Raw genomic sequence first — 25557 nt, 5'->3', positions numbered from 1 at the left:
GGGCCGGGCAGGGGGAGACCCTCTCGCAGTCGGCACGGTCGGCTAGCTTCGGACCCGTCCGGCACCGACGAGGGAGTCCCTGACAGATCATGGCGACGCAGCGCGGCCGGCGGCGATCGGCTCTCGTCCTGTTCTGCGTGCTGGTCGTGGCGCCGGTCGGCTGTGCGCCCCCGCCGCCTCCTGGCCCGGTCCCCGCCGCGGACGTGCCCGGCCGGGTCGTCGACCTCGACGGCCGCCCCGTCGCCGACGCCGAGGTGCGGACCGACTCCGGCACCACCCGCACCGACGCACAGGGCGGGTTCTCCGTCCCGGCGACGGTCGGCGGCAGCTGGGTGACCGTCGCCCACGCCGGATTCCTCGGCCGTACCCGGGCCGGCACCCCCGGGGACCCGCTGCTCGTCCGGCTCACCCCGGACGACGGGCAGACCGTCGCCCTGCAGTTCGGCGGCGACGTGATGATGGGCCGCCGGTTCTTCGACCCGGACGAGGACGGCAGCCGATCCGATGCCCTCATCAAGGATCCGTCGGATGTCGGCGAGCACACCGCGCTGCTGGACTCGATCGCGCCGCTGCTGCGGGACGGGGACCTGACCGAGGTCAACGTCGAGAGCCCCGTGGTCGCCGAACCCTTCATCGACCCCGCCCAGCCGCGGCCATCGACCGCGCACCCGACGAAGCGGTTCGTCTTCGCCAGCGGACCGGCACTCCCGGAAGCTCTCGGCCGCGCCGGGGTGGACGTCGTCGGGCTGGCCAACAACCACCAGTACGACATGCTGGAGGAGGGTGTCGGGTCGACCGTCGACCGCTTCACCGCCGCCGGATTCGCCCCGGGCGCCCGCCAGTTCGGGCTGGGGCACAGCGTCGACGCGGCCTATGCGCCCGCGGTGAACACGGTCAAGGGCACCCGCATCGCGTTCCTCGGCTGCACGTCGATCACCGGTAGCGAGCAGCCGATCTCCTACGTGGCGGGCCCGGAGAAGGGCGGTGCCGCTCCGTGCGACCCGATCCGCATCCGGGACTCCGTCGCCGCCGCGAAGGCCTCGGGGGCCGTGGTCGTGTTCAGCGTGCACGGTGGTTTCGAATACGGCAGATCACCGTCGGGTCAGGTCCAGTCGTTCACCCAGACGGCCCGGGACGCCGGCGCGACCCTCGTCGTCAACGCGCACCCGCACGTCGTCGGGGGGCTGGATTGGAACGGGAGCAGCCTGGCGGCCTGGTCGCTGGGCAACCTGGTGTTCGACCAGACGGTCTGGCCCACGTTCGAGAGTTACGTCCTGAACGTGCACCTGCGGCAGGGCCGGATCGTGCGGGCCTTCCTCGAGCCGGTGATGATCGACGGCTACGTCGCGCACGGGCTGCGCCCGGGCTTCGCCGATCACGTCGACCGCACGGCACTCGGGCGCAGCAAGGGCCCGTTCACCGTCGAGGACGGTGCGGTGGAACTCGACCTCGGCGGCCGCCCACCGCCCGTGCCGGCTTCGGTCCCGCTGCCGCCGTCCCCGGCCGGGACGATCGCGGAGATCGGGACCGGCTGGTCGGTCCGCGACACCGGTCCGCCGGGAGTCGTGCAGACCGGTCAGGATCTGCTGTGGACCGGCGACTTCGAGGCCGACACCCTCGGCGAAGGACCGGGAGCGCTGTGGACCAGCAGCCCCGACGCTTCGATCATCGGGGACCCGGACCCCTCGCGCGGCCAGGTGTACCGCCTCACCCGTACCAGCGGAGACGCTAAACCGGTGACCGGAACAACGACCCACCGTGCGCTCCTGAACGCTGCAAGCGCCGAGCGCCTCCGCCGCCTCAACAAGGACGACGATGACGAGGGTGCCGCCCCGCCGGCAGACGGGCCCCCGGTGGCCAGGCCCGAACTCACCCTGAACGGCATGGCCCGCCTCGACCCGGGCGCCCGCGCCGAGGTACAGCTGTCCTGGTTCTCCGATACCAAGGGTCCCTCGGCCTCACAGACCGTCCGGGTACTCGACGGCGGCGCCACCGGCCGTCCGTGGGAGCCGCTGCGGGTCGACGCAACGGCACCCCCGGACGCGGTTGCCGTGCAGGTGTTCGTGCGGCTGTACCCGCCGCGGGCGACGCCGGGCCGGCCGAACCCGCCCTCCACGACGAGCGCCGACGTCGACGGCCTGCGGCTGATCGAGTGGTCGGGGCCCGGTCCGCACGCCACGACACGCGCGACCCACCTGCGCACCTACGTCGGTGGCGAGGCGCGGCTCGAGCGGGCCGCCACGACCGCGGGCGGACCGGTCCCGGAGCCGCTGACGGTGCTGCCCGGCGGCGGCGAGGGCCCGCCCCGCTGACGGACCCGTCAGATCCGGCGCGCGGTGCGAAAGCCGTTGGCGTAGAAGCCCTCGCCGTCGAGTACCGACGCCCCGCCCTCGTCGCCGAGGGTGGGGGCGTTCGCGCCGCCGCGACTGGAGATGAAGCGGTGCCTGCCGTCGGTGTCGGTGCCGAGGTAGATCGCGGAGTGGTCGATGTCGGGCTCGTCGTCGGTGGTGAAGAACAGCAGGTCCCCGGGCCGGATCCCGTCGAGGTCGGTCGGTCGCTGCTCCTCGTCGGCGATGATCACCTTTCCGGGGCCGCTGTGCGCCATCGGGTCGGCACGGCGAGGCAGGCCGTCGCCGCTGCGACCGGCGAGCAGCGGGAAGCCACTGCGGTAGCCGTAGACCATCCGCAGGAAGCCGGAGCAGTCCAGGGCACCGCGCTGCGCAGGTTCGGGCTGCTTCACGGTGCCGTCCGCGAAGCGCCAGGGGATGCCGAGGTAGTCGTAGAAGTCGGCGCCGATCTCGCGGCGGCCGTCGTCGAGCTCGGGGCCGAAGCGGGCCCGGCCGGCGTAGCGCACCCCCTGGTCGTCAACCCGGTCGGGGGCGTCCCGGGTGTACTGCATCGCGATCGCGAGCACGTCCGGGCTGCGGTCGGCGAGGGCGGTCGACAGCCAGTCGCGCACCCACGGCTCCGCCTCGGATCCGGTGTGCCATGGGTGTGGAGCGAGCCGAACCCACGTGCTGGTCACGACCGACGACCGGGCGTACGCGGGCTCGGCGATGGTGCGCGACGGCCCGACCAGGGTCACTGTCCGCGCCCCGTCTGTGAACCGGGCGACCGGGTTCCCGGCGCGGTCGACGACCTCCGTCTCCCCGGGGGCCCCGGCCGGGGAGAACCGGAAGCCGCCGGGGTCGGTGGACGGCAGCGGTGCCGCGGGTTCCGTACCGGCCACCGGTGCGTCGGGCCGCTTCAGCATCGACATCACCGGCCCGACCGCTACCCCGGCCAGGATCCCGACCACCCCCACGACGACGAGCAGGATCATCCGGCTCCCGGGTGGGGTTTTCTCGGCGAGTCGGGATTCGGTCACGGTGGGCCTCCGGCCGGTTGTCATGTCGTGGCCACGGCGCCGAGCAGGATACCGACGGCGAGGATGCCGTAACCGGCCGCGCTCACCGCCGTCGTGCAGAGGACGGTGGCGCCGGTGGGCTGCCGGACCAGCTGGTAGGCGATCAGCCCGGGGATGATGAAGCCGAGCGTCTCGTGCGCGAACAGCAGCGGGAAGTCCTCGTGGATCACCAGGAACAGCCCGGTGGAGAGCAGGACGCTGATCATCGTGACGACCGCGAACAGCCGCTTGCCGTAGAGGATCACGTGCCGTTGCAGCAGCAGCGTCCCGCCGTAGGTCAGGCCGGTCACGACCGCGATGACCAGGATCTTATGGCTGTCCTCGGTCAGGGTCAGCGCGATCCAGCCCGGCGTGATCATGCCGCCGGGCGACAGGTTGGTGGTGAGGTAGCAGCCCAGGGACAGCAGCACGCCCAGGGCGAGGGCGACGGTGGCGACCTCCGCCGCCAGGGTCCCGAACAGCATGGCTGCCTCCGGTGGGTGTCGTCGAGGGGCGGTGGGACGGGAGCGGCCGGGTCGGACAGTCGTCGGTGTCCGGGCGGTGCAGGATCCGCGGCGCGGGTGCCGGGCTCCGCAGCCCGGGTGCCGGGCTCCCCGGCACGGGTGCCGGGCTCCCCGGCGCGGGTGCTGGGCTCCCCGGCGCGGGTGCTGGGCTCCGCGGCGCGGGTGCCGGGATACGGCGCCGGGCGCGGGCAGGCGCGGTGGGCAGCGCGCGGAGCCGGTCCAGGAGCGCCTCACCCTGGCCGTGGATGTTGCCGACCGCCACCAGCGAGGCGGCGTTGTCGTCGTCGGTGACCAGCGCGTCGAGCAGGGCCTCGAACTGCAGCGGTCCGCCCAGGTCGACGACCCGGTCGGCCAGGTCGGCCGGGACCGCGACCCGCGCCGAACGGGTCTGCTCACCGATGAGCACGACCCGGTCCGGCCGCAGCCGCCCGGTCAGCTCGCCCATCTGGCCGTTGCGCTCCAGGCGGTCCGGCCGGCAGTTGATCACCAGGTTGAGCGGTGAGCCGATCAGGTCGCGCGCGGTGAGCAGCTCGACGTTCAGCAGCGTCGACTCGGGATCGTTGGCCGCGAACACGTTCGCGAACGACAGCGTCGTCCCCGCCGCGTGGCAGGTGTCGACGGCGACGGTGCCGGGGTCCGGGCGGGCGGCGACCATCCCGGCGAGCGCGGCGTCGCGGCCGATCCCGGACAGCTCGGCGACGGCGACGGCGATCGCCACGTTCTCCTTGAAGGTGATCCAGGGAAAGGCCTCGGCCTCGGCGTCGGTGACCGACTCCGGGTCGACCTGGATCAGCCGGCAGCCGCGGCGCGCCGCCTCCTCGCGGAGGATCCCGACCCGGTCCTGCTCGGCCGTGACGCAGATGCCGCCGAGCGGCATGGACCGCGACAGCGAGCGGGCCACGTCGTCGAGGGTCGGCCCCATCTCGGTGAGGTGGTCCTCGCGGACGTTGCAGATCACGCAGATCGTGGACTGCACGAGCTTGCGCTCGTTGACCTCCTGCAGATCGGGCAGGACGGCCATGCACTCGATGACCAGCGCGTCCGGCCGGAACGCGGCGGCGCGGCGCACGATGTCGATCTGCTCGACGATGTTGGCCAGGCCGAACTTGCGGTAGATCGGCTCGTCGACGCCGTCGGGGCCGATGAACCGGGCCGCGGTGCCGGTCGTCTTCGCGACGGTGACCAGGCCGCCACCGCGCAGCGCACCGGCGCAGAGCCGGGTGATCGAACTCTTGCCGCGGATCCCGTTCACGACGATCCGCCGCGGGATGCTGCGCAGGTTCCGGTAGTGCCGTCGCTGCTCGACGATCCCCGCGACCAGGGCGATCGCACACCCGACGGCGTAGATCGTGAACAGGAACGTCATCGGCGCTCGGCCCCGGTGAGCTCCCGCCCGGCGGCGGTCCGGGTGACGGCGGAGAAGCAGACCGTCGCGTGGTCGGTGTGGTCCCGGCCGGGGTTCCCCTGACCGGCGTTCTCCGGGCCGGGGTTCCCCTGACCGGAGCTCTCCTCACCGCGGTTTCCCCGATCGGCGCTCGCCCCGCCGGCGGGGAACGGGACCCACTGCGGGGCCTGCGCCGGCTCGTCGGTGATCCGGGCGAAGCAGACCGTCTCGTAGAGGTCGGCGCTCTCGCGGTCGGCAGCCGCCGACGCCGAGCCCGCGGCAGCGCGCTCGCGCAGCAGCGTGATCAGCCGGCGGTTCATCGCGGCCGCGATCGCGCCGGCCTCGTTCACCCGCTGCGGGGCGCGGGGCGCCGGCGCGACCCCGCCCTCCGGGATCCCGGCGATCGCCTCCGCGTACCCGCCGAGCCCGCGCAGCGGCCGCACGGTGCCGACCCAGGTCCAGGCCAGCAGGAACAGCACGGCCGCGGCGCAGACGCCGCAGATCGCGGTCGCGGACCGGCCGACGGCGTCCTGGCTGACCGCGGTGGCCCGCAGATCCTGCTCGACGACGACCACCCAGCCCAGCGCTGCCGTCGCGTCCTGGAAGCCGATCCGCCGGGCGGCGGCGACGGTCCCGTCGACAGGAGTCACCGGAGCGCCCGGGGTCACGGCACCACCGGCGGTCGCCGCGTCACCGGCGCCGGGCGGGGCCCCGGGGAGCGGTCCGGCGAGCGGGGCCGCGGGCACCGGCCGGGCCGCCTGCTCGGCCGCGCTGCGCTGCTCGGGGTCGCTCAGGTCGGCGAAGGCGCGGTAGCCGGTGTTGCGCAGGACCGTGCGCATCCCCGGGTCGACGACGGCGACCTGGTCGGGGGTGCCGCGCAGGAGCTCGTTGAGGGTGCGGACGTCGTACTCGCCGACGAGCGTGTTCCCGTCCGCCAGCGGGGCGGCGGCGACCAGGATCGGCTCCGGACCGCGGGTGTTGAGCAGCGTGATGCCCGGGGCCGGGGCGGTGCGCAGGACAGCACGTCCGGTCCCGGCCGCGCCGACGACGTCGCCGGCCGGGTCGAGGACGGTCGCCGCGTCGAACACCGGGCGGGCGACGAGCACCTCGCCGGCGACCGTGCCCGGGTCCAGCCCGGCTGCACCGGCGGCGACCCCGGTCAGCCCGCCGAGGCCGTTCTCCAGCTCGTGGCGCACCGCGAGCGCGACGTCGCCCGCCGTGCGACGGCCCTCCGCGGCGACCTCGTCGGCGGCGCGCGGACGCTCGCCGACCAGCACCGTCGCCGCCACCAGCCAGGACACCAGCCCGGCCCCGACCAGCACGAGGGCCAGGACCGCGCTCAGCGTGCGGCCCCGCCGCGTGCCCCGGATCGCGGTGACGACGCGCTCGGTCTCGGAGGTGAACGACGCGCGCGGGACGTGCTCGCCGTCGCGGACCCGGGCCTCGAGGTCGTCGCGCAGGCGGCGGACCGGGCCGACGATCGTCGTCCGCAGGGCGAGGTAGGCCCAGATCCCGGCGACGGCGACCGACACCCCGGCCACCAGTCCCGGCCGGTCGACCCCGCCCGTCGACGCCCCGGTCGCCGGGTCGGTGCCCGGGACCGACAGCAGCGCCAGTCCGGCCCCGCCGGCCAGCAGCACGGCGAGCAGCACGGCCGGCGCGACCCCGACGCCCGCCGGGAACCGCGGCGGCGGGAAGACGTGCTCCGAGCCGGGCACGACCCGCTCCGACTCGGTGTGCGCTCGGTCGTCCGACGCTGCATCGCCCCGCGCCTGATCGGTCCGCGCTGCACCGGCCTGCACGGCCTCAGCCTGCGCTCCACCGGCCTGCGCTCCACAGGTCTGCGCTGCACCGGCCCGCCCTGCACCGGTCTGCGCTGCACCGGTCTGCGCTGCCTCGGTTCGCGCTGCCTCGGCCTGCGCCGGAGCTGCTGTTGCTGCCTCGGTCACCGTCTCGGTCCGCTCCGCAGCGGACCGCTCCGGTGCGACCCGACGCAGCCCGGTACGGCCCTCGGTCGCGCGGTGCGCGGCGGACACTGACGTCATCGCTGTTCCCCTGTGCCGCCGGCACCGCGCCCCGCGCGGCCGACCACACCGTCTGTCTTCCCCTGAGCCGGACCTGGTGTCCGGCGAGCCGAGCCCGGTCCCGGGCGCTCATCCGACTCAACGAGAAGAAGGAGCGTGGGTCACTACGCGTCGCCCACCGGTTGCGCTGTGCCGCGTCCGTGATCACCCCCGGTGCAGGGGCAGTCGCATTCGGGGTAAGCGGCCCCGCGACCATCGTGCTCGGTGTCCGGTCACGCATCGGCCTACCGCTGGTTCACACGCACACGCGCTTGTCAGGCACGTCGGTGCTCCGCAGTCGGACACCCAGGCCTCAGACCGATCGGGGGATCGTCAGAACGGTGCGGGGGTGTCGTCGTCGCCGTCGCGGGGTTCCGGGATCAAGGTTTCCCCTTCGCCGGCGGGGCGGGTGAACCTGCTCCGGACGTTGGGTATGTCGGTGCCGGTATCGGTGTCAAGTTTGATCACCCGCCGCTCCGCGACGCCCTCGGTGACCACGGTGTCCTCGGTGAAGACGCGGTAGTCCTTCGGGTACGTGGTCGACTGATACCCGTCCGGGCTGATCCAGGTCAGTCCACCGTCGGGGCGCACCAGGGCGTGCCAGCCGGTGACGTCTTTGAGCTTGTGGTGGCGTTGGCAGAGCCCGAAGAGGTTGTCGTCGACGGTGTGACCGTCCTTGTCCCAGTCCTGGTGATGATCGAGGTCGCGGATGCGGCGTTCGCAGTCCGGACCACGACAGGTGCCGTCGCGGCCGTGGACGTGGTCGTGCAGGTTCGCCGGTGGCCGGTAGGCGTTGCGTCCGTAGTCGAGCAACTGTCCGGTGGCGGGGTCGGTGACCAGCCGTTTCCAGTCACCACCGGCAGCCAGAGCGCGGGCGGTGGTCGCGGAGATGGGGCCGTGGCCGGTGATCTCCCCGGGCCGGCTACCGCCGAGCAGGGTGTCGAGGCCGACCACGACCTGAATCAACGGTTTACGCCCGATCGTGGCGTTGGGGTCGGGCTTACACGCGAGGACTTCGGCGACGGCGGTGGCGATGACGTCGGGGTCGACATCGTTCGGGCAGCTATCGGTGGCTGCGCCGGTCGGCGTCTCGGTCGCGCTGTTGGTCGTCGCCGCGGCCGTCTGTGCGGTACCGGGTCCGGCCGTGGTGTCGCTGCCGGAGGCTTCGCGGGAGGCCCCCGCGGCCCTGTTGGGGCGCGCTGGGTGCGTCGCTGGCGGTACACCAGTTGCAGTTCCAGTCCCGGTGCTCGTGGCCGCCGCGGCGTCTGCCGGGTGGCGGCTGTTGATCACGGTGCTCACCGCGGTCATCACCGAGGTCAGATCGGTGATCGTCACCGTGCCCTGCAACAACTCATGCGCCAGATCGCAGCGCCGCTGCGCCAGCGTCCGCGGATCCTCGCTGCCCAACGACCGGGCGAGACGATCCAGAGAGTTCCAGGAGGCTTCGGTCTGGGCCGCCGATCCGGACAACCACAGTGAGCCCATGCCGTTGTCCGTGCGGCTGATCGTCACTTCGCGGTCGTCGAACGCCCGCTGGTGGCGCTTGGCTGCTCCGTCGGGGTCGGCGCGGTGGATCGCGGTCCGCAGCCGGGCGCGGAGCCGGGTCTGGGTGATCGTGGAGGCGCCGGGCAGGATCGCGGCCTGCACCGCACGGGCGGCGGCGTCGTCGAGGACCTGGGTGGACTCGGCGATGGCCTCGGCGGCGCGTTCCCCGATCCGCCCGGCCTCCCACTCGGCGAGGGTCTCGGGCAGCACCCGGTAGAGGCGTTCGGCCATGCCGAGTTCGCCGCGGGCCTGGTCCTCGGTCAGATGGGTGGCGATCGCGACCTGCGACGGTAGCCAGCGGGCCACCGGTACCGGTGTCTTGCCGGTGGCGTCGGGGACGGGTGCGGTACTGCCCGGTGGGTGCCGTTCGACCAGGGCGCCGAGCAGGCGGGTGCGGACCGCACCGGCCCAGCGCTCCAGCTGCACCGCAGCCTCGACGGTCTTCAGCAACTCACGATCCGACAGCTCGCCGGGTACGGCGGCAGTGGCCTCGCAGAGCGCGGCGAGGGTCCCGCCGGGCGGCATGTGCCCGGCGAGTGCCTCTTCGACCGTTGTGTCGACCACGTGTTCGATTCTACCGGAGTATGCAGCCAGTTCTCCAGTAAAAGTTGCGGTCATTCGGCGCAGGGAGATGACCGTTGAACGGGGCAGGCGCGGACGATGACAGGCGGGGAGCGAGCAGGCCCGTAGGGCGGGAAGGTCTTCGTCGGCCGCAACCGGATCCCCGGTGACCTGCTCGTGCGCCGGCTCGTTTCCGACGAGCCCTGGGCAGCCCGGCATCCCGGTAATCACTTCAGAGCCCGTGCCCTTCCGCTTCCCCGCCCGGGGCTCCGGCACGCGGCGGAGGTCTCGCTCCGCTCGAATCCTGACCCGGGACCGTCGAGCCACGAGACCCTGTGCGAGCGGGGCGGGATGGCATCACCGGTACCGTGATCATCGGTTTGCCGGTGTTCGGTGCCATATCCGGCACCGAACACCGGCAGAACGCCGATCATGGAAGCAGGCGCCGCCCCAACCCCGTGCCACGAACGTGCCACGAAGCTCGCCTGGAAGCTGGGCAGAGCCCGAACGGGGCCTCTGCCGGCGAGCGGGAGGCCACACAAAAGAGGCCACGAGCTTGTACAAGAGCTGGTCGGAGGCCCGAAACGGGCCTCCGACCTGTGGAGCCGCCTAGGAGAGTCGAACTCCTGACCTACGCATTACGAGTGCGTCGCTCTAACCGACTGAGCTAAGGCGGCGTGGTGCGGACCCAGTGTAGCGATCGGCCCCGCCGATCCGACGAGGGGGATCAGCCCCCGAACGCGAAGCGTCCGGCCGGGGCCCAGGGGCCGCCGTCGTAGCGCCAGAGGGCCAGGCCGGTGACCGTCGTGGCCTGTGGCTCGAGGGCGGCCAGCTCGTCGTACAGCCTGCGGGCGGTGTCGGGGTCGACCTTGTTCTGCACCGTGACGTGCAGGTCGTTCTTGGTCGCGTCCTGCCGGGTGAGCCGGTCGGCCCGGCGGGCCGCGAGCGAACGGCGCAGAGCGAGCAGCTCCGGGCAGTCGATCCGCAGCGCGACCCCGCGGCCGAGCAGGCGCGGTCCGGTCACCGTCGCGGCGAGCGGGGGGCGCTCCGACGCGGCGGCGCGGACATCGGCGGTGACCGCGTCGGCGTCGTCGGCAGGCAGAGCGTGGAACAGCGTCAGGTGCGCGGCGAGGTGGTTGCGCTGGGGCGGGAAGTGCCGCTCGCGCAGGTCGTCGAGCCACCGTCGTACCGGCTCGTCGAGCACGCCGGTGAGGATCAGCGGCCGGTCGTCCACGGTGCTCAGCCGCGGTGCAGCGCGGTCATCATCGCCTCGACCGCGATCCGCGGCTTCACGTTCTGCTCGAGGGCGTCCCGGCAGGCCAGCACGGCCTCCAGCCGCCGCAGCGAGGACTCCGGGCCCCACTCGGCGGCCGCGGTGCGGATCTCGCGGTCCCGGTCCGGGTTGCTCAGCGGCACCTCGGCGCCCGAGGCGGCGACGATCGTGTCCCGGTAGAACCCGGCGAGGTCGACGAGTGCACGGTCCAGGGCGTCGCGCTGGGTCCGGGTCGCGCGGCTCTTCTGCCGTTTCTCCAGGTCCCGCTCCGCGGCCTTCGCCGACCGGGCCGCCGTCGCCGCACCCTTCCCGGTGCCGCCCGCGCCCATGGCGACGGCGAGCTCCTCCTTCTCCACGTCGTCGCGGGAGGACCGGATCTCCTCGGCCTCGGCTTCCGCGGAGCGGATCAGCGCGTCGGCGTGGGAGAACGCGTCGCCGAGCCGCCGCAGGTGCGTCGGGACGCCGAGAATCGTCTCGCGGCGCGAACGGGCCTGCGGGTCACGGGCGAGCCGCCGGGCGCGGCCGACGTGCCCGCCGCACACCGACGCCGCCCACTCGGCCTGCTCGGCCGGGATCCCGTCGCGCTCGCGCAGCACGCTCGCGACGGCCTCCACGGCGGGGCTGCGCAGGTGCACCGGGCGGCAGCGGGACCGGATGGTGACCGGCACGTCCTCCGGGTGGTCCGACGGCGCGCACAGCAGCCAGACCGTCTCCGGAGCGGGCTCCTCGATCGCCTTGAGCAGGGCGTTCGACGCGCCCTCGGTGAGCCGGTCGGCGTCGGAGATGATCACGATCTGCCACCGGCCGGTGGCCGGGCGCCGCGCCGCGAGCTGCACCAGGGCGCGCATCTCGTCGACCTTGATCGACAGACCCTCGGGGTTGATCTCGCGGACGTCGGAGTGGGTACCGGCCAGCGTCGTCCGGCAGGCACTGCACTCGCCGCAGCCGCCGTAGGGGCACTGCAGCGCCGCCGCGAACGCCCGTGCCGCGTTCGACCGACCCGCCCCGGGGGGCCCGGTGAACAGCCACGCGTGCGTCATCGCCGCCGGATCCGCGGCTGCCGCACCCAGCTCGGCGACGGCGGCGGGCTGGCCCACCACGTCGTCCCAGACGCTCACGGGATCTCCTCCACACGCACCGGACCGGTCGGCTCCACGGCGTCGGCCCCCGACATCAGGCGGTAGGCGATCGCGCCGACCGCGGCCGCCAGGATGCCACCACCGGCGAGCACGAACCGCGTCCCGTCGACGACGACCGCGGCGCCGCCGATCATGACGGTCCGGGTCGCGATCACCCCGACCACCACCGGGACCAGCGACATCGCACCCAGCAGGACCAGCCGCACCAGCGACTGGACGAACGCGTTCACCCGGCCGCGGACCTCGTCGGCGACCCGCGTCCCGATGATCGTCAGCCCGGTCAGGAACGCGACGCCGGCGAACCCACCGACCAGGACCACCGCGGCGATCGCCATGAACAGGTGCACGGCGACGGCGACGAGCACCAGCGCCAGCCCGGCCCCGACGATCGCGGCGCCGAACAGCCGCTGGTGCGGGAGCCGCTGCGCCAGCCGGGGCGCGGCGAGCATCCCGAGCGCGAGCCCGGCGAACACCGAGGCGAACAGCACCGAGTACGCCGCGTCGCCGCCACCGAGGCCGGACGCGTAGAGCTTCGCGGTGGCGATCACCGCGCCGCCCGCGGTGAACGCACCGACGATGCCGATCACCAGCCCGCGCACCAGCGGGGTGCCGGCGACGAACCGGAAGCCGTCGCGCAGCAGGAACAGCATCGACGGCGGGACCTCACGCCGGTCGGCGACCGCGGCCCGCCCGGACAGCTCGGGAATCCGCAGCGCCACCACCAGCGCCGACGCCAGGAAGACGAACGAGTTCAGGAACAGCGCGACGTGCACCGCGGCCGTGGGGTCGGCGGCGTCGAGCAGCGGGGCGGCCTTCGCGACCAGGGCGAACAGCCCGGCCCCGCCGACGACCGCGACACCGTAGGTGACGACCAGGCTCAGCTGCGCGGCCTGCTCCATCTGCTCCGGGCGGCGCAGCAGGTTCGGCACCGCCGCGTCCTTGGCCGGGATCCAGAACATCGTGCACAGCTCCAGCAGCAGCGTCACGACGAGCAGCCACCACAGCGAGTGGACGAACGGCACGGACGCCAGCAGCACGAACTTCGCCAGGTCGCAGACGATCATGACCCGGCGCCGGTCGAAGCGGTCCGCGAGCACCCCTGCCAGCGGCCCGCACAGCAGCGACGGCACCAGCTTGGTCGCGACGACCCCACCGAGCGCGAAGCTCTGCGCGGTGAAACCCGCCGTCGCGGTGAGGTGGGTGGCCAGCGAGGTGAGCGCCAGCAGCGACAGCCACTCGCCGGTCGAGGTCAGCGCGGTGACCGTCCACAGGCGGCGGAACGCGGGGATCGCCAGCACCGAGCCGCGCGGTGCAGGGGGAGCGTGCGACGGGATCGCCGGTCACCTCCTCACACTCGGCCCGGGGCCGGCCCGGTCCGGCTCAGGGTAGTGCGGGGCACCGACACCACCGACGGCACCGGCTGCGGACGAACGGGCTCAGAAGATCGAGATCAGGGTCTGGACGACGATCACCAGGTAGATCAGGACGAAGCAGAGCGCGAACACCCGGGCCCCGGTACGGCCACGGGTCAGCCGGGAGAACCCGACCAGCCCCGGTTCGAGGTCCACCGGCGGGCGCGCGGGCAGTGCGGGCACCCGGTAGGCGGCGTCTCCACCGGGGCGCGCCGGGCGGTCCGGGGCCCGGCGACGGTGTTCGGCTGCGGGCTCGGCGGCGGATCCGGACCCGGTTGCGGACCCGGCCGCCCGCGGGGCGGCACCGGACGCGGGCTCGGCTGCGGCCGGGTCGGCCTCGGTCGCGGTCTCGGCTGCGGGCGGGTTGGCCTCGGAGCTGGCGGCGGGGTCGGTCGCGGTCACCGGGCCGGGACGGCGTTGCACCGGCACCGCACGGCGGACGGGCCGCCCGGACGCGACCACCCGGCCTGCGTTCGCGGGCTCGGCGTCGCGGACGGGCCCCGGGTCGTGCGGGGGCGGGGGTGTGCGGACCGGCGGCGTGCGGACGGGGGTGGCCTCCGGCCCGGCCGATGCCGATGCCGATGCCGATGCCGATTCTGGGGGCCGGGCCGGCGCGTCCCCGGGCTCCCCGGAACCACCGGACCGCGGCGCGGGTACCGGGTCCCGGTCGGCGCCTGCGGCCTGCCGGGCGCGCCCGACGGGGGCGGAGCGGGCCGCCGGCCCGTCGACCGGAGTCCGGCCTTCGGGGCTACCGGGGTCGGTGCCGTCCTGCTCGGCCCGCCGCTCCGCGACCAGCCGGGCGACGCCCCAGCGCTCGCCGCCGGCGTCGGGCACCGGCGCGGGTCGGCGCCTACCCCTCCACCCCACGGCCATGTCCGCATGCTAGGTCGGCCGGCGCCCGTCCGCCCCGATCCGGCGGTCCGTGCCGCGCGTCGCTGCCCCGGACGGGTGACGCGCGGCCCTGATCAGGCCCGACGGCGGCCGGGTCAGCCGCCCGGCTGCGGCGCCGGGGCCGCCGGAGCAGGCGCACCGGCACCCGGCGGGGGCGGCGGAGCCGGGACGGTCCCGCTGCTGATCTGCAGGGTCACCTGCTCGCCCGGAAGCGCAGCGCCGCGCGGCTCCTGCCCGACGACCGTTCCCTTGGGCGCGAGGTTGTCCACCGTGCGCGTCCCGACCTTCCAGCCCTGGCCCTCCAGCTCGCCGCGGGCGTCGCCCTCGGACCGGCCGAGCACCTCCGGGACCTTGGACTCGGCGCCGCCCTCGAGGTAGCGCGGGTCCGTGGGCGGCAGCGGCGTCGGCGGCTTTCCGTCGAGCAGCGGCTTGACCGCACCGAACCAGGTGCGCGCCGGGGTCTTGCCACCGAAGATGTTGCCCTCACCGCAGGCGAACGGGGCACCGCCGCCGTCGCACAGCGGGCGGGGCGAGTCGGAGTTGTCGAACGTGATGACCGAGCCGGACATCTCCGGGACCGCGCCGACGAAGGCCGCCGACTTGTGCTGCTGGGTGGTACCGGTCTTGCCCGACATCGGCCGGTTCCAGCCGACGGCCTTGGCCGCGTTCGCCGACGTACCGATGGTGTCGTCGTGGCTCATGCCGGTGAGCAGCGTGTTCGCCAGCGCCGGGTCGACCGCCTGGTCGCACGGCTCCTCGGTGATCGGGACGTTCTTGCCCGTGGAGTCGGTGATCGAGTCGATCGGGGTCGGCGGGCACCAGCGGCCGCCCGAGGACAGCGTCGCGCCGACGTTCGCCAGCTCCAGCACCGACGTCGGCGTCACACCGAGGGTGAACGACGCCAGCCGCTGCTGCTTGATCACCTCGGCGATCGAGCGGTCGGTGCGCTCCCCGGTGTTCGGGTCGACGAACGGGGACTTGGCCAGCGACTTCATCCCCAGCCGCACCGACATGTCGACGACGTCCGGGACGCCGGTGAACTCCTCGAGCTTGATGAACCCGGTGTTCGGCGACTTCGCGAGCGCGTCGGTCAGGGTCATCGAGCCGGGGAAGTTGCCGGTGTTCTTGACCGGGATCGGGCGGCCGGCGCCGTCGACGTAGATCGGCGACGCGTAGCCCGACGGCGGGATCTGCATCTGGTAGTTGATGCCGAGCCCCTTCTCCAGCGCGGTGGCCGCGGTGAAGATCTTGTAGATGGAGCCGGCACCCAGGTTGACCGGCTGGTACGGCAGGCCGTAGCTGGTCTCGCCGCGGTCGGCGTCGAGGCCGAACGGGCGGCTGGCGCCCATCGCGAGCACCCGGTGCTTGTCCTTGCCCGGCTGGACCAGCGACATCGTGTTCGCGACGTTCGGGGTGTCCGGCGGGACCTCCTTGTCCAGGGAGGCCTTCACCTTCTCCATCGCGCCGCGGTCCAGCGTCGTGCGGATCGTGTACCCGCCGCGGTTGATCTGCTCGTCGGAGAAGCCCGCCTCGGTCAGGTACTGCACGACGTACTTGCAGAAGAAGCCGGTGTCGCCGGCGCCGATGCAGCCGTTCGGCACCCGGACCAGCGGGTTCACGATGCCGAGCGGCGCGGCCGTCGCCTGCTTGGCCTGCGCGTCGTCGATCATGCCCTGCTGGCGCATCTGGTCGATGACGACGTTGCGCCGGTCGGTCGCGGTCTTGGGGTGCTGGACCGGGTCGAACTGGGTGGTCGAGCGGACCATGCCGGCGAGCATCGCCGACTGCGGCACGGTCAGCTTGTCCGGCGTCGTGTTGAAGTACGTCCGGGCGGCCGCGGCGACGCCGTACGAGCCATTGCCCAGGAACACGATGTTGAGGTAGCGGTTGAGGATCTGGTCCTTGGACAGCTGGCGCTCCAGCTGCAGGGCGATCCGCGCCTCCTTGAGCTTGCGCGCCGGGGTCTGCTCGGTGGCCTTGAGCCGCTCGGCCTCGGTGCGGGCGTCGACGTAGAGCATGTAGTTCTTGACGTACTGCTGGGTCAGCGTCGACGCGCCCTGCTTCACGTCGCCCGACGCCGAGTTCGCGACGACCGCGCGCAGCGTGCCCTGCCAGTCCACACCCTGGTGCTCGTAGAACCGGCGGTCCTCGATCGCGAGGATCGCGGCCTTCATCGCGGGCGAGATCTGCTCGTTGGTGACCTGCGTCCGGTTCTGGTCGAACAGGTACGCGATCGGCTTGCCGCCGGAGTCGGTCAGCGTCGTCGTCAGCGGGGCGGGGTTGCTGACCAGGTCGACCGAGCTGGACGTGACGCTGTCCCCGGCCTCGTTCGACATGATGCCGAGGCCGCCGACCAGCGGGAACGCCATCCCGGCCGTGACCACACCCAGCAGGACACACAGTCCCGCGAGCACACCGATCGGGCGGAGCATGCGCCGGGGGAACCTCACGACGGCCAGCCTACGGCCCCGGTGTTCCGAACCCGTCAGGTGCGCGCCGCGTGGTTGCGTAGTTTTGCGACCTGCCCCGGACGGGTGACGCCTTCCAGGATCGACGGTGTCACGACGCGGACCCCGAACCGGTCCGCCCCGGCCCCGGAGGCACCCCGATGAGCATCGACCCGAGCAGCCCCGACTCGATCAACACCGAGCCGATCAACACCGAGCCGATCGGCACCGACTCGATCAGCACTGCGCCGAGCAGCACCGCGCACCCCGTCCCCGCCCGGCACGCGCCGGTCGTCCCGATCGGCTCCCGCCGCACCGGGGCGCCCCGGCTGCGCGCCGCCCGCCGCCGCCCGTCTGGCCCGGTCTGGAACTGGCGGATCGCGGCACGCTGCCGCACCACCGACGCCGAGGACCTGTTCGTCACCGGCTCCCGGCAGCGCGAGGCGAAGGAGTTCTGCGTGCGCTGCCCGGTCCGCACCGAGTGCCTCGCCCACGCCCTGGACAACGAGATCGACTCCGGCGTCTGGGGCGGGACGACCGAGCGGGAGCGGCGCGCCCTGTTGCGCCGCAGGCCCGGCGTCGGCGACTGGGCGCGGCTGCTCGGACGTGCCCGCAGCGAGCACTACGCCGGTGGTCACAAGGGTGCGTGATCATCGCCCGCTACGCTTCGGGGGGTGCGGACCACCGACCGGCTGTCGCTTCTCACCGACCTGTACCGGGAACACGCGGGCGACCTCGCGGCCGTGATCGCCCAGCAGCGGGCGTTCCTCGCCACGCACCCGGACGTCGTCCCGCAGCTCGACGACGTCGAGGCGGAGCTGACCTACCTGCTGCTGCGCCACCACCGGCCTGCGCAGGTCACCGAGGTCGGGACCTTCCACGGCTGGTCGACCACCTGGATGCTCTCCGCGTTGCGCGACAACGGGTACGGCGAGCTGCACTCGTTCGACAAGGTCGACCGTGCCCGCGGGTCGGTGCCGGCGGCGCTGGCGCGGGACCGCTGGGTGTTCCACCCCGGCGACCTGCGCGACACCGTCGGCGCCGTACCGGCGGGCACCGGCTACCTGTTCGTCGACGCCGACCACGGACGCAGCTTCGCCCGCTGGTACCTCGACGAGCTGTTCCCGCGGGTCGCGGCGGGCACCCCGGCCAGCGTGCACGACGTGTTCCACCTGCGGTGGGCACGGCCGTGGACCGAGGGCTCCCAGGTGCTGCGCCGGCTGCGCGAGCAGGACGTCACCTGGTTCACCGCCGCCCGGACCGCGGGCCGGGAGAACCTGCGCGCGCTCGACGCCGTGCGCGCCGAGCTGGGGATCACCGGGGCACGCGGCACCACGCGCAACCCGATGATCTTCTTCGACCTGCCCTGACCTGCCGTTCGACCGGCCTCAGCCGACGGTCGCGGCGGCGCCCGAGCGGGCCTCGCCGCCGAGCAGGTCGCCGACGTGCCGCAGCCCGTCGAGCTCGGCCAGGTCCTCGACGACGGCGGGCACCCGCACCACCGGCACCGACGGGTGCGCACCGGAGAACCGGGTGAGCAGCCGCTGCTCGCGCTCGGCCAGGTCGACTCGGTCGGCGTGCAGCCGCAGCACCGCCGCGGCGATCTGCGAGCCCGGCCCGCCGACCTGCTCGGCCGCCGCCCGTGCCCGGGCCGCCGACACCGGCGCCAGCACCGGATGGGTCCGGTTGAGGATCAGCCCGGCCAGCGGCATCTCCTCCGACGACAGCCGGTCGGTGAAGTACGCGGCCTCGCGCAGCGCGTCCGGCTCCGGCGCGGCGACGACGAGGAACGCCGTGCCCGGTGAGCGCAGCAGGGCGTAGGTCTTCTCCGCCCGCTCGGCGAACCCGCCGAACAGCGTGTCGAAGGCCTGCACGAACGCCGACGCGTCCTGCAGCATCTGCCCGCCGATGATCGTCCCGACGGTCTTGGCGAACAGCCCGAACCCGGCGCCGACGATCTTGCGCAGACCCTTGCCGCCCGCCCGGGCCGGGGAGGCGAGCAGCCGGATCATCCGGCCGTCGAGGAAGCGGGACATGCGCTGCGGGGCGTCGAGGAAGTCCAGCGCCGACCGCGACGGCGGGGTGTCGACGACGACGAGGTCCCAGGTCCCGGCCGCGACGAGCTGGCCGAGCTTCTCCATGGCCATGTACTCGTGCGTTCCGGAGAACGACGTCGAGATCGTCTGGTAGAAGGGGTTCTCGATGATCTTGCGGGCGCGGTCCTCGGGGGCGTGGCCGTGCACCATCTCGTCGAAGGTGCGGCGCATGTCCAGCATCATCGCCGAGAGCTCGCCGTCGGCGTCGGCCACCGGCGCGGGGTCGTTGGACAGCTCGTCGAGGCCGAGGGCCTGGGCCAGGCGCTTGGCCGGGTCGATCGTCAGCACCACGGCCTGCCTGCCGCGCTCGGCGGCGCGCAGCGCGATCGCCGCGGACGTCGTCGTCTTCCCGACGCCGCCGGAGCCGCAGCACACGATGACCCGGGTCTGCGGGTCGTCGATCAGGGCGTCGACGTCGAGCGTCGGGGGCGGGGTGCCCTTCTTGCCGGTCTCCGGGCTCATCGCCGTCCCTCCACGTGCACACCCTGCTCGGTCATGATCTCGGCGAGCTCGTAGAGCGTCCCCAGGTCGACGCCGCCGAGCAGCGCCGGCAGCGTCACCCGGGGCAGCGGCGGATCGGGTTCGGTGTCGAGCCGGGTCAGCGCCTCGGTCTCCGACGCGACGGCGACGGCGTGCTCCACGGTCTCCTCGACCAGGCCGTCGATCTCGGCCTCGTCCAGCTCGATGCCCGCGCTCTGCAGGCCGTGCCGGATCCGGTTCGCGTCGACCCGGCCGCCCGCGGCGGCGGTCACCGAGCGGTCCGGCAGCCACTGCTCGCGCATCCGGTTCACCACGACCGTGCCGAGCGGGATCCGCGCGGCCTCCAGCTCGTCGACGGCGTCGAGGGTCTCGGTGACCGGCAGGTCCGACAGCAGGGTGACCAGGTGGACCGCGGTCTCCGGGGAGTGGATCAACTTGTCGACGCCCTTGGCCTGGGAGTGGATCGGGCCGACCTTCGCCAGGTCGGCCATCGCCTTGGTGACGTCGAGGAAGGTGACCAGGCGCCCGGTCGGCGGGGCGTCGACGACGACGGCGTCGTAGGTGGGGCGCCCGTCGGGGTCGGTGCGGGCGACGCACTCCTTGGCCTTGCCGGTGAGCAGCACGTCGCGCAGACCCGGGGCCAGCGTCGTCGCGAACTCGATGGCGCCCATCCGGCGCAGCGTCCGCCCGGCCATGCCGAACTTGTAGAACATCTCGAAGTACTCGAGCAGCGCGGCCTCGGTGTCGATGGCCAGGGCACGGACCTCGCCGCCGTCCGGAGCGACGGCGATCCGGCGCTCCTCGTAGGGCAGCGGGGCGGTGTCGAAGACCTGGGCGATGCCCTGGCGGCCCTCGACCTCGATCAGCAGCACCCGCTTGCCGCCGGTGGCCAGCGCGAGCGCGAGGGCGGCGGCGACCGTCGTCTTGCCGGTCCCGCCCTTCCCCGACACCACGTGCAGGCGGGCCTGCGCGAGCTCGGCGGGCCAGGTGGCGGGATCGGCGGCGGCGTCGGGCGCACTCGTCGTCACGGGGGCAGCGTACGGAGATCGCACGCCGTCGGCCTCCCGACGAGCCCGGACGAGGTGCGGCCCACACGTGTCCCGCCGCCGACCGCTAGGGTCGCGACCATGAGCTCTCCGGTCGTGAAGTGGGAATACCTGACCGCCCCGCTGCTGATCCACAACACCAAGGCGATCCTGGACAACTTCGGCCAGGAGGGCTGGGAGCTGGTCACCGTCACCGCCGGTGCCAGCCCCGAGCAGCTCGTCGCCTACTTCAAGCGCCCGGTCCAGTCGTGAGCGCGCGCGCCCGCCTGCAGGAGCTGGGGATCACCCTTCCCGAGGTCGCGACGCCGGCCGGCTCCTACATCCCGGCGCGCCGCACCGGCGACCTCGTCTTCACCGCGGGCCAGGTCCCGTTCGTCGACGGGAAGGTCGCCGCGACCGGCAAGGTCGGCGCCGGTGTCACCCCGGAGCAGGCCTACGACCTGGCCCGGATCTGCACGCTGAACGCGCTCGCCGCCGTCGACGGCCTGGTCGGGCTCGACGCCGTCACCGGTGTGGTGAAGGTGGTCGGCTTCGTCGCGTCGGACCCGTCGTTCACCGGGCAGCCGGGCGTCGTCAACGGGGCCTCCGACCTGCTGGGCGAGATCTTCGGCGACGCGGGGCGGCACGCCCGCTCCGCCGTCGGCGTCGCGGTGCTGCCGCTGGACGTCCCGGTCGAGGTGGAGCTGGTCGTCGAGGTGCGGTAGCACCCAGGTCGTCCGCCCAGCGCGGTAGCACCCAGGTCGTCCGCCCAGCGCGGTAGCACCCGGATCGTCCGCCCGGCGCGGTCGTACCTACCCGGTTTCTCGGTCCCGTACGGCGGCGCGGATCTCCTCGACGATCTGCTGCAGGTGCAGGGCACGGCGGGCGTCGACAGCGGTGAGCGGCTCACCGGTGTCGATCGCGGTCGCGAGCTCGCCGAGCAGCGTGCCGTAGCAGGCCGCGGCGTCGGCGGGGCGCGTGTCGAGCAGGTGCCGACCGGCGCCGCCTGCGACGGCGACCTCGAAGTCGGTCGGGTCCACCGGGATCCGCAGCGACAGCATCATCGAGCTGTGCGCGCCGCCGCTGTGCGACAACCCGATCCGCCACAGGTCCGGCTCGTCGAGCCGGGCCTGGTCGACGCCGGTCACCGGGCCCAGTGCGGCGTCGAGCAGGTCGATCACGTGCGGGCCGACGTCGAGCAGCGCGCCGTGCTCGGCCCGCCACGACGACGTCGCGAACGGCCCGCCGAGCAGCGCCCCGGACAGCCAGCGCGCCGCCGCGACCGTGTCCGGCCCGTGCGGGCCGGCCGGCACGGCGTCGAGCCAGGCCCGGATCGCCGGGTCGAACCGCAGGGTCAGCATCGTCGCCGAGTACCACCCGGCGTCGTCGATCGCGGCGGCTGCCCGCTCCGCCGCCACCAGGTCCGCGGCCAGCGGCTTCTCCAGCACCAGGTGCTTCCCGGCGGCCGCGGCGCGGAGCACGAGCTCACCCTGGACCTGCGGCGGGACGGCGAACGCGACGGTGTCGCAGGCGTCGAGCAGGTCGTCGAACGAGTCGTGCACCGGCCCGCCGGACACCGCCGCGACCTCGGCCGCCGCCTCCGGGCGCCGGGCCCAGACACCCGCCGCGCTCCACTGCGGGTGTGCGGCGATCGCGGGCGCGTGCACGGTGCGCGCCCACGGGCCCGCGCCGACCAGTCCGATCCTCATGCGGGCATTCTCACTCGCCGGTGCACCGGTGCGATGTCCTAGGGTCCGGCACATGACAGCTCCTCCGCCGCAGACGCCGGTCGAGCCGCGACCCGCCGCCACCGTGCTGCTGGTCCGCGACGAGCCCGGCTCCGGTGACCTGCAGGTCTTCCTCCAGCGCCGCGTCGCCGGGATGGCGTTCGCCGGCGGCATGACGGTGTTCCCCGGTGGTGGTGTCGCCCGCGACGACACCCCGGACCCCGACCGCTGGACCGGGCCGGACCCGGAACGGTTCGGTGCCCGTCTCGGTCTCGACGCCGAGCCCGCGGCCGCCGTCGTGACCGCCGCGGTGCGCGAGACGTTCGAGGAGAGCGGGGTGCTGCTCGCCGCCACCGACGGCGACGCCCCCGGCCCGGTCGGCCACCTCGCCGACGACCGCGCCCAGCTGGTGGACCACCGGGTCTCGCTGCCGTGGCTGCTCGCCGAGCACGACCTGCAGCTGCGCGCGGACCTGCTGGTGCCGTGGTCGCGCTGGATCACCCCGCAGGGGCAGCCGAAGCGCTACGACACCGCGTTCCTCGTCGCACGGGTTCCCGAGGGCCAGGACGCCGACGACCACACCAGCGAGGCCGTCGAGGCCCGCTGGTGGCGCCCCGCCGATGCGCTCGCCGCCTACGAGACCGGGGACGTGAAGCTGATGCCGCCGACCCTGCGCACGCTGCAGGAGCTCGCGGAGCACAACGACACCGCGGCCGTCCTCGACGCCGCCGAGAGCCGGGACATCTCGCCGATCACCCCCGAGGTGCGCCGCGAGGGGAAGGTCGTGACGATCACGCTGCCCGGCGACCCGACCTGGCGCTTCACCGAGGCCGGCCGGTGACCCACCCGCTCTACGGTGAGCTGCGCCCGGCCCACCCGCTGGCGTCGGTCCTGCTGCAGGACAACCCCGGCCCGATGACCCTCGACGGCACCAACACCTGGGTGCTGGCCGCGCCCGGTGCGGCCGACGTGGTCGTCGTCGACCCGGGTGAGGACGACGGCACCCACCTCGAGACGCTCGCCGGCGGCCGGACCGTGGCCGCGGTCGTGCTCACCCACCGTCACCACGATCACGCGGGCGGGATCGACCGGTTCACCGAGCTGACCGGCGCCCCGGTGTACGCCGCCGACCCGGACCTGGTGTGCGGCACGGCCCCGCTGACCGACGGGGAGACGATCTGCGCGGCCGGGGTGGAGCTGACCGTGCTCGCCACCCCGGGACACACCTCGGACTCGGTGTCACTGCTGGTCACCGCACCGGGGGTGGACGGGGCCGCGCTGCTGGCCGGGGACACGATCCTCGGCCGCGGCACCACGGTGATCGCCCACCCGGACGGGGCACTGGGTCCGTACCTGACCTCGCTGCGCCGGATCGCCGAGCTGCCTGCCGGGACGCCGGTGCTGCCCGGGCACGGACCGGAGCTGCCCGACGCCGCCGCGGTCGCGACCCGGTACCTCACCCACCGTGAGCAGCGCCTGGACCAGGTTCGGGCCGCACTGGAGCAGCTGGGCCCGGACGCGACGGCCCGCCGGGTGGTCGAGGTGGTCTACGCCGACGTCGACGAGTCGCTGTGGGACGCCGCGGAGCTGTCGGTGCGCGCGCAGCTGGATCACCTGCGCGGCTGAGCGCTCACGGCGCGGGCGGGGCCCCCGCGGCGTCGTCGTGGGCCTCGATCCACTCCTCGCGGAACCGGCGCACGAACTCCTCCAGCGCCGCGTGCCGCCGCTCGCCCAGCTCGCGGCCGGCCGCGGTGACCAGCTCCCCGCGCAGCCGCAGCAGCTTCTCGTGGAAGTGCGCGACGACGGAGCCGGTCGGCCCGGAGCGGTAGCCGTCGGTGCGCACCGACGCGGCCGGGTCCCACAGCGGCTCGCCGATCGCGCCGCCGTAGGCGAAGGCGCGGGCGATCCCGGTGGCGCCCATGGCGTCCAGCATGTCGGCGTCGTGCAGGCAGGCGGCGATCCGGGCCGCGTCGCCCTCCGGAACAGTGGCGGCGGGGTCCGCGGAGAACGAGTACCGGCCGGTGGCCTCGACCGCGTCCAGCACGGCCTCGTGCACGGCGGGGTCGATCCCGGCCCGGTCCAGCACCGCGGCCGCGGCGGCGCGGACCTCGGCCGGGGCGACGACGACGCCGGTGCGGGCCTCGGCGGCGCGGTGCAGGTCGTGCACGTAGGCGGCGACCGTGGCGGCGTAGCCGTCCAGGCCCTCCCGTGACGCGAGCCGCCCGGTCAGTCCGGCGACCCGGTCGAGGTGCCCGAGGTCGTGCGCGACGTCGGCCCCGGCCATCTCGGCGGCGACGACCGCACGCAGCTCGCCCAGGTCCGCGGCACTGCGCTTCACGCCATCGCCTCCCGTGCCGATGCGGCGCGGGCGACCCCGTGCCTGCGGATCCACAGCAGCACCGCGACCAGCGCACCCAGCCCGCCGCCGACGGCGTAGCCCGCGGGCCCGAGCCGGTCCACGCACACCCCGGCCAGCGACTGCCCACCGGAGACCCCCAGCACCGCCGCGGTCACCACCCAGTTGAACGCCTCGGTCGCCGCCGACGCGGGCGCGGTCAGCTCCACACCCAGCGAGTGCGCCGTGGTCTGCGGGGTGATCAGCGCCCCGGCCAGGATCATGACCAGCCCGAGCCACACCAGCGACCCGGACGGCGACACCAGACCCATCACCGCGACGAGCACGCCGAACCCGCCGAGCAGCACCGGCATCCGCAGGTGCAGTGCCCGCGGCCACGGCCGCATCCCGTAACCGATCCCGGCGAGCACGGACACGACCGACCACGCCGACAGCAGCACGCCACCCGCGGCCGGGGCCCCCGCATGCGCCGACGCGGCCAGCACCCCGACCTCCGCGGTGCCCGCGACCAGCCCGAACCCGAACGACGCCAGCGCCACCGTCTGCAGCCCGGGCCGCCGGATCACCCCGAGAAGCGCGTCCCCCGACGGCGTCCGCGGCCCGGCCGCGCGTGCGGTGCGGATCCGCGCCGACCGGCGCCGTACGGCGGGGGTGAGCGCGAACCAGACCGTCCCGCCGGCGTCGAGCACGGCGGCGACGACGAGTGCGGTGCCGGGCCACGGCGTCGTCGTCACCAGGATCGCGGCGAGCGCGGGCCCGAGGATGAAGAACGTCTCGAGGCTGATCGCCTCGTAGGTCAGCGCCGCCTCGAGCCGCCGTCCCGCGGGCACCAGCTCCGACCACAACGCCCGCGACGCGCCCTCCAGCGCCGGGCCGGCCGCACCGGTCCCGAACGCGACCACGGCGAGTACCGCGAGCGGCGCCCGAGCCTCGATCGCGACGACCAGACCGGCCGCGAGCAGCAGGTACACCGCCGCGATCAGCAGCAGCGGGCGGGTCGGGCCGAGCCGGTCGAGCAGCCGGCCCTGGGCGACCATGCCGGTCGCGACGCCGACCAGCGCGGCCGCGGAGACCGCACCGGCGACGGCGTAGGACCCGTGGGCCTCGCGGACGTAGAGCAGCACCGCGAGGCTGTACATCGCGATGGGCAGCCGCCCGAGCGCCGACGCGCACACCGGCGCGGCGGCGCCGGGTGCGGACAGGGCGGCCCGGTAGTCGGAGAACGTGGCGCCCATGCTCCCAGCATCAC

The 25557-nt window shown here is 74.1% G+C and carries 22 protein-coding genes and 1 tRNA gene; 7 read left to right on the top strand and 16 right to left on the bottom strand.

Translation table 11 applies throughout. The features are described 5' to 3' along the window. Window positions 1-89: 89 nt before the first annotated feature. On the top strand, window positions 90-2312 hold the full coding sequence (locus tag ACLE50_RS00785; protein WP_410941374.1) for a CapA family protein: 2223 nt from the start codon (window positions 90-92) through the stop codon (window positions 2310-2312). An 8-nt stretch (window positions 2313-2320) separates the two neighbouring features. Here ACLE50_RS00785 and ACLE50_RS00780 read toward each other — a convergent pair whose 3' ends face one another. The 11 genes from ACLE50_RS00780 to ACLE50_RS00730 form a co-directional block, all read right to left on the bottom strand. Then, window positions 2321-3367, bottom strand: coding sequence for a C40 family peptidase (locus tag ACLE50_RS00780; RefSeq protein WP_410941373.1), 1047 nt, complete (start codon window positions 3365-3367; stop codon window positions 2321-2323). 20 nt (window positions 3368-3387) lie between these two features. Next, the gene (locus tag ACLE50_RS00775; RefSeq protein ID WP_410941372.1) at window positions 3388-3765 is read right to left on the bottom strand and encodes a poly-gamma-glutamate biosynthesis protein PgsC/CapC; all 378 of its coding nucleotides are present in this window, start codon (window positions 3763-3765) and stop codon (window positions 3388-3390) included. Continuing rightward, window positions 3716-5275: a poly-gamma-glutamate synthase PgsB gene (pgsB, locus tag ACLE50_RS00770; RefSeq protein WP_410941371.1), complete on the bottom strand. Its 1560-nt coding sequence runs from the start codon at window positions 5273-5275 to the stop codon at window positions 3716-3718. Before pgsB ends, ACLE50_RS00775 begins: the two co-directional genes overlap by 50 nt. Next, a complete protein-coding gene (locus ACLE50_RS00765) occupies window positions 5272-7011 on the bottom strand; it encodes a hypothetical protein (RefSeq protein ID WP_410941370.1) in 1740 nt (579 codons plus the stop codon). Before ACLE50_RS00765 ends, pgsB begins: the two co-directional genes overlap by 4 nt. Before the next feature lie 678 nt (window positions 7012-7689). Beyond that, entirely contained in the window at window positions 7690-9738 is a 2049-nt protein-coding gene (locus tag ACLE50_RS00760) for an HNH endonuclease (RefSeq protein ID WP_410941369.1), read from the bottom strand. 324 nt (window positions 9739-10062) lie between these two features. Continuing rightward, window positions 10063-10139 (bottom strand) — tRNA-Thr (locus ACLE50_RS00755). A 50-nt stretch (window positions 10140-10189) separates the two neighbouring features. Beyond that, window positions 10190-10696, bottom strand: a complete 507-nt coding sequence (locus ACLE50_RS00750) for a 2'-5' RNA ligase family protein (RefSeq protein WP_410941368.1) — start codon at window positions 10694-10696, stop codon at window positions 10190-10192. A gap of 5 nt (window positions 10697-10701) precedes the next feature. Beyond that, window positions 10702-11853 carry a DNA polymerase III subunit delta' gene (locus ACLE50_RS00745; RefSeq protein ID WP_410941367.1) on the bottom strand — a complete coding sequence of 384 codons (1152 nt, stop codon included), beginning with the start codon at window positions 11851-11853 and terminating at the stop codon, window positions 10702-10704. After that, complete coding sequence (locus tag ACLE50_RS00740) at window positions 11850-13172, bottom strand: MFS transporter (protein WP_410941366.1); 1323 nt, start codon at window positions 13170-13172, stop codon at window positions 11850-11852. Before ACLE50_RS00740 ends, ACLE50_RS00745 begins: the two co-directional genes overlap by 4 nt. Before the next feature lie 138 nt (window positions 13173-13310). Beyond that, the gene (locus ACLE50_RS00735; protein WP_410941365.1) at window positions 13311-14159 is read right to left on the bottom strand and encodes a hypothetical protein; all 849 of its coding nucleotides are present in this window, start codon (window positions 14157-14159) and stop codon (window positions 13311-13313) included. A gap of 113 nt (window positions 14160-14272) precedes the next feature. Next, window positions 14273-16609, bottom strand: a complete 2337-nt coding sequence (locus ACLE50_RS00730; RefSeq protein WP_410941364.1) for a penicillin-binding protein — start codon at window positions 16607-16609, stop codon at window positions 14273-14275. 344 nt (window positions 16610-16953) lie between these two features. On the opposite strand from ACLE50_RS00730, the gene ACLE50_RS00725 reads away from it, so the two are divergent. After that, window positions 16954-17274 carry a WhiB family transcriptional regulator gene (locus tag ACLE50_RS00725; protein WP_410942225.1) on the top strand — a complete coding sequence of 107 codons (321 nt, stop codon included), beginning with the start codon at window positions 16954-16956 and terminating at the stop codon, window positions 17272-17274. A gap of 24 nt (window positions 17275-17298) precedes the next feature. Further along, on the top strand, window positions 17299-17994 hold the full coding sequence (locus tag ACLE50_RS00720) for a class I SAM-dependent methyltransferase (RefSeq protein WP_410941363.1): 696 nt from the start codon (window positions 17299-17301) through the stop codon (window positions 17992-17994). A gap of 18 nt (window positions 17995-18012) precedes the next feature. On the opposite strand, the gene ACLE50_RS00715 is transcribed toward ACLE50_RS00720, so the two are convergent. Both ACLE50_RS00715 and ACLE50_RS00710 read right to left on the bottom strand, forming a co-directional pair. Next, the gene (locus ACLE50_RS00715) at window positions 18013-19182 is read right to left on the bottom strand and encodes an ArsA family ATPase (protein ID WP_410941362.1); all 1170 of its coding nucleotides are present in this window, start codon (window positions 19180-19182) and stop codon (window positions 18013-18015) included. Beyond that, entirely contained in the window at window positions 19179-20228 is a 1050-nt protein-coding gene (locus ACLE50_RS00710) for an ArsA-related P-loop ATPase (RefSeq protein WP_410941361.1), read from the bottom strand. The genes ACLE50_RS00715 and ACLE50_RS00710 overlap by 4 nt, the downstream gene beginning before the upstream one ends. Window positions 20229-20327: 99 nt before the next feature. Here ACLE50_RS00710 and ACLE50_RS00705 point away from each other — a divergent pair, with 99 nt between their 5' ends. Together ACLE50_RS00705 and ACLE50_RS00700 are read left to right on the top strand one after the other, a co-directional pair. Beyond that, entirely contained in the window at window positions 20328-20498 is a 171-nt protein-coding gene (locus ACLE50_RS00705; protein WP_410941360.1) for a DUF4177 domain-containing protein, read from the top strand. Beyond that, a complete protein-coding gene (locus tag ACLE50_RS00700; protein ID WP_410941359.1) occupies window positions 20495-20950 on the top strand; it encodes a RidA family protein in 456 nt (151 codons plus the stop codon). The genes ACLE50_RS00705 and ACLE50_RS00700 overlap by 4 nt, the downstream gene beginning before the upstream one ends. A gap of 87 nt (window positions 20951-21037) precedes the next feature. On the opposite strand, the gene ACLE50_RS00695 is transcribed toward ACLE50_RS00700, so the two are convergent. After that, window positions 21038-21934: a Gfo/Idh/MocA family protein gene (locus ACLE50_RS00695; protein ID WP_410941358.1), complete on the bottom strand. Its 897-nt coding sequence runs from the start codon at window positions 21932-21934 to the stop codon at window positions 21038-21040. Window positions 21935-21986: 52 nt separating this feature from the next. On the opposite strand from ACLE50_RS00695, the gene ACLE50_RS00690 reads away from it, so the two are divergent. After that, on the top strand, window positions 21987-22793 hold the full coding sequence (locus ACLE50_RS00690; RefSeq protein WP_410941357.1) for an NUDIX hydrolase: 807 nt from the start codon (window positions 21987-21989) through the stop codon (window positions 22791-22793). Next, window positions 22790-23578 (top strand): MBL fold metallo-hydrolase, encoded by a 789-nt coding sequence (locus tag ACLE50_RS00685; RefSeq protein WP_410941356.1) that lies wholly within the window; start codon window positions 22790-22792, stop codon window positions 23576-23578. The genes ACLE50_RS00690 and ACLE50_RS00685 overlap by 4 nt, the downstream gene beginning before the upstream one ends. 4 nt (window positions 23579-23582) lie before the next feature. Here ACLE50_RS00685 and ACLE50_RS00680 read toward each other — a convergent pair whose 3' ends face one another. Together ACLE50_RS00680 and ACLE50_RS00675 are read right to left on the bottom strand one after the other, a co-directional pair. After that, a complete protein-coding gene (locus tag ACLE50_RS00680) occupies window positions 23583-24290 on the bottom strand; it encodes an HD domain-containing protein (protein ID WP_410941355.1) in 708 nt (235 codons plus the stop codon). Beyond that, entirely contained in the window at window positions 24287-25543 is a 1257-nt protein-coding gene (locus ACLE50_RS00675) for an MFS transporter (protein WP_410941354.1), read from the bottom strand. The genes ACLE50_RS00680 and ACLE50_RS00675 overlap by 4 nt, the downstream gene beginning before the upstream one ends. Window positions 25544-25557: the final 14 nt, after the last annotated feature.

It is taken from the genome of Pseudonocardia phyllosphaerae, assembly GCF_046546475.1.
Classification (GTDB): Bacteria; Actinomycetota; Actinomycetes; order Mycobacteriales; family Pseudonocardiaceae; genus Pseudonocardia; species Pseudonocardia phyllosphaerae.
Note: the sequence above shows the minus strand (reverse complement) of the source record. Positions and strands in the feature narration are given on the sequence as shown.

Excerpts from the sequence above, each read along its gene's own strand:
- ACLE50_RS00785 (WP_410941374.1), top strand. The coding sequence starts at position 90 with ATGGCGACGCAGCGCGGCCGGCGGCGATCGGCTCTCGTCCTGTTCTGC.
- ACLE50_RS00775 (WP_410941372.1), bottom strand. The coding sequence starts at position 3,765 with ATGATCACGCCGGGCTGGATCGCGCTGACCCTGACCGAGGACAGCCAT.
- pgsB (WP_410941371.1), bottom strand. The coding sequence starts at position 5,275 with ATGACGTTCCTGTTCACGATCTACGCCGTCGGGTGTGCGATCGCCCTG.
- ACLE50_RS00735 (WP_410941365.1), bottom strand. The coding sequence starts at position 14,159 with ATGGCCGTGGGGTGGAGGGGTAGGCGCCGACCCGCGCCGGTGCCCGAC.
- ACLE50_RS00730 (WP_410941364.1), bottom strand. The coding sequence starts at position 16,609 with ATGCTCCGCCCGATCGGTGTGCTCGCGGGACTGTGTGTCCTGCTGGGT.
- ACLE50_RS00715 (WP_410941362.1), bottom strand. The coding sequence starts at position 19,182 with ATGAGCCCGGAGACCGGCAAGAAGGGCACCCCGCCCCCGACGCTCGAC.
- ACLE50_RS00705 (WP_410941360.1), top strand. The coding sequence starts at position 20,328 with ATGAGCTCTCCGGTCGTGAAGTGGGAATACCTGACCGCCCCGCTGCTG.
- ACLE50_RS00695 (WP_410941358.1), bottom strand. The coding sequence starts at position 21,934 with ATGAGGATCGGACTGGTCGGCGCGGGCCCGTGGGCGCGCACCGTGCAC.
- ACLE50_RS00690 (WP_410941357.1), top strand. The coding sequence starts at position 21,987 with ATGACAGCTCCTCCGCCGCAGACGCCGGTCGAGCCGCGACCCGCCGCC.
- ACLE50_RS00675 (WP_410941354.1), bottom strand. The coding sequence starts at position 25,543 with ATGGGCGCCACGTTCTCCGACTACCGGGCCGCCCTGTCCGCACCCGGC.